The sequence below is a fragment of the Pantoea sp. CTOTU49201 genome (genome assembly GCF_032054795.1).
GTDB classification, from domain to species: domain Bacteria; phylum Pseudomonadota; class Gammaproteobacteria; order Enterobacterales; family Enterobacteriaceae; genus Pantoea; species Pantoea symbiotica.
On record NZ_DAMBSA010000455.1, the window covers coordinates 1 to 3499 of the forward strand.

A 3499-nucleotide genomic window follows, 5' to 3' on the forward strand; every position below is an offset into this window, starting at 1 on the left:
GTCGTGGTGGTGCAGGCAACTTCGCAGAGAATAAGGAACGTGCAGCTGAGGCTGGGCGCAAGGGTGGCCAGGCGAGCGGCGGCAACTTCAAGAACGACCCGGAGCGCGCCATTGAAGCAGGACGGAAAGGAGGAAAGATTAGTCGACGCAAATAACATTCTTCGCACAAGAATAACCATCTAACGGCGTTTTACTTCTGCACAAAACTCTCCTGACTCCGTGTTTACGCTTCGCTTAAATACAGATTTAACGATGTCAGGAGAGTTATTTCTAGCGAAAAATCCGAATCGCTGATCATTTCTTGATCAATCTCACCATATTTACCGCTTCGCTTATCCTGGTTTTACCCTTCGCTTATTAATCAGAAAACTATATTTGCAGGCTAATAATAAATTGCGGACTTAACGTTCTATTTGTACATACCCTTTTAGGTTGTACATCTTTTGCGGGATAATTCTTACTGGGCGGTAAGAATAATCGGGAATAGATTAGCGAAGCGATAAAAAGGGAGCCGAAGCTCCCTGATAACTTAATGAGCCGCCATTTGCGCTGGCAGTTTCAACTGCGCACGCGCTTTAGCCACTTCATCGGCGCTCACCGCCCCCGCAGCGTTGCCCCAGCTATTGCGTAAGTAGGTTGCTGCAGCAGCCACCTGCTCATCCGACAATTTCCACGCGAATGACGGCATCGCGCCGCTGGTTGGGTTACCCGCCGTGACCGCACCTCGCCCACCTTGCAACACAGTGGTGATGATGGAGGACGTATCATCGGCCATCAATCCCGGATTGCCTGCCAGGCTCGCGGCAAGGTTAGGAATCCCTTTACCGTCGCTGTTGTGACACGCCGAGCAGTTAGCCGAATAGACGTTCTCACCCATTTTCATTTGTGCCGTATCTGCGGCGATAGGTTGTGGTCGCGTATTCTTCGAGGCCGGAACCTGTTTCAGATACACCGCAATCGCCTTGAGATCAGCATCGGTTAAATGCTGCGTCGAGTTTGTTACCGCTTCCGCCATTGGACCCGACGCCACCGCCACATGGTTGCTGCCCAGCTTCAGATAATCCACCACTTGTTGCTCAGACCAACTACCAATGCCGGTATGCGGATTAGGCGTGATATCGGGCGCGTGCCATTCGCCGAGATTGCTGCCCTGCAAATAGTCGCTGCTGTCACCACCAATGATGTTCTTGGCGGTATGACAGGCGGCGCAGTGTTCCGGGCCTTCCACCAGATAGACACCGCGATTCCATTCAGCTGATTTATTGGCATCAGCCTGAAAACCGCTATTTTTGAAGAACAGCAGGTTCCAGCCCATCATCGCCAGACGAATGTTATACGGGAAGCCGAGTTGAGTATCCGGCACCTTATTATTGATTGGCTGCACCGAACGCATATACATCCACAGGTCGTGCATATCCTGATCGGTCAGCTTAACGTAGGCGTTGTAAGGCATTGCCGGATAAAGATGCTCGCCCTCTTTGCCTTTACCGTGCCGCACCGCGCGGAAGAAATCGCGTTCGGTCCAGCTACCAATACCGGTTGCACTATCCGGCGTGATGTTACTGGCATAAATGCCGCCAAATGGCGTGCTGATGGAGTAGCCTCCCGCCAGCGGCAGTTTGCTCTCCGGCATTGTGTGACAAGCCGTACAGTCGCTGGCGATTGCGACATAACGTCCGCGCGCCACCGCAGCGGCATCTGCCGCAGTCGGCGGTTGGCTGGTCAATACATCATTGCTTGCCACGTTATCTGCTGAGGTATCACCGTTCATCCACAGCATGCCCGCCGCAACGGCCGCCGCGATCACCGCAACGCCGGCGATAAGTTTGCTCTTTTTCATCTCACACCTTCACCAACGGACCTGGATTCTTCAGGTACTGTTCGATAATGGCTTTCGCCGTCCACAGACTCAGCGCACCAATCGTGCCTGTCGGGTTGTACCCGGCATTGTTCGGGAACGAAGACGCTCCCAACACAAACACGTTGTGCGTGTCCCAGCACTGCTGGTAACGGTTTAGCACCGAGGTTTTGGGATCGGTGCCCATTACCGCACCACCAATGGTGTGGTCACTGGCGAAGTTGTACGGTGAATAGGCGCCAGAGGCTGAATTGGTGCCGATGACCAACTCCGCGCCCATCGCGTTACCAATCTCAACGCTTTTCTCTTCGATAAATTTCGCCGAACGGCGATCGTTATCGTTGTAGTCAAACGTCACGCGCAGCAGCGGATTGCCGTTGTCATCTTTGTATTCGGGATCGAGATCGAGGTAGTAATCTTCGTGTGAATAGCTGGTGCCCTGACCGAAGATGAACGTGGCGTTCTGGAAAGCGTGCGTATAGGCCTTTTTCCACGCTTTCCCCCAGCGTGGCGTGCCTGGCGGCAGCGCATCGGCATTTCCGATAGGCCGCGCGCCGCGAGCCACCACCAGAATGCCCGCGCCGCCGATAAAGCCGAGCCCGGTATGGTCGAAGTTATCGCCGTTCCAGTCATCCACCTGCGATGAAAGCGCGCCCGCACCAATAAACTGGTTGAGGTTCTCATCTTTGAAATACAACGCCGCGCCAGAGACGGTCTGAAAGCTGTACGCGCGCCCCACCACGCCGGTTTTGGTCACCGGATTGTAAGGAATGCCGATTTTCGATAGCAGCAGCAAGCGGACGTTTTGCATCTGGAACGCCGAAAGAATCACGATATCCGCCGGTTGCTCCCACTCTTTCTTGTTCTTATCGAGGTAGGTGACGCCGGTAGCGGTTTTGCCATCTTCCGCCTTATTGACGCGCACCACCGCAGAATCGGTCAGCACCGTAAAGTTCTCACGCTGCATCAGCGCCGGGATCACGCAGGCATTCGGGCTGGATTTGGAGAAGTTGCCGCAGCCGTAATAGAGGCAGTAGCCGCAGTAGGTGCACGGCCCCATGCGCACGCCAAGCGGATTAACGTAAGCGCGTGACGCCTGGCCGGCCGGCACCATAAACGGATTGAGGCCAATCTTCTTTGCCCCTTCGGCGAAAATATCGGTCAGACGCATGCTCTCCAGCGCAGGCAGCGGATACTCGCTGCTGCGATTGCCTTCGAACGGATTGCCATCCGGCATGGTTTTCCCGTTCAGCTTGCCCGCTTTACCAGACACGCCCGCGATTTTCTCAAAGCGATCGTAGAACGGTTCCAGCTCGTCATAGGTGACGCCCCAATCCTGCAGGATCACCCCTTTGGCGATTTGCGATTTACCGTAGCGCTTAACGGTTTGACTGTAGGGCTCGAAATCGAACGGCGTAAAGCGCCAGGCCATACCTGCCCAATGCGTGCCTGAACCTCCCACGTTGTAGCCGAGTTCGTTAAGGTTCCATTCGCGCGAAGGCAGCGCAGTTTGCGTGATGTTATTACGGAAAGTGGTGGTTTCAACCGCAGGCGGCAGCAGCATACTGCGACGCGTATCCCAACGCAGTTCATCGGTATCAACCGAAGGCGGAAAATCAGTGGCGGTTTCGAACCACGGGC

General features: G+C 54.7%; 3 protein-coding genes. 1 reads left to right on the top strand and 2 read right to left on the bottom strand.

The genetic code is table 11. The features are described 5' to 3' along the window. A partial coding sequence (locus RTY00_RS22000) for a general stress protein (protein WP_312666234.1) occupies positions 1-155 on the top strand: 155 nt, incomplete at its 5' end. A 374-nt stretch (positions 156-529) separates the two neighbouring features. On the opposite strand, the gene RTY00_RS22005 is transcribed toward RTY00_RS22000, so the two are convergent. Beyond that, entirely contained in the window at positions 530-1840 is a 1311-nt protein-coding gene (locus RTY00_RS22005) for a cytochrome c (protein ID WP_312666231.1), read from the bottom strand. Between the two features lies 1 nt (position 1841). After that, a partial coding sequence (locus RTY00_RS22010) for a GMC family oxidoreductase (RefSeq protein ID WP_312666233.1) occupies positions 1842-3499 on the bottom strand: 1658 nt, incomplete at its 5' end.

Bases quoted from the DNA above. Each gene is read 5' to 3' on its own strand.
- RTY00_RS22005 (WP_312666231.1), bottom strand. From the start codon at position 1,840: ATGAAAAAGAGCAAACTTATCGCCGGCGTTGCGGTGATCGCGGCGGCC.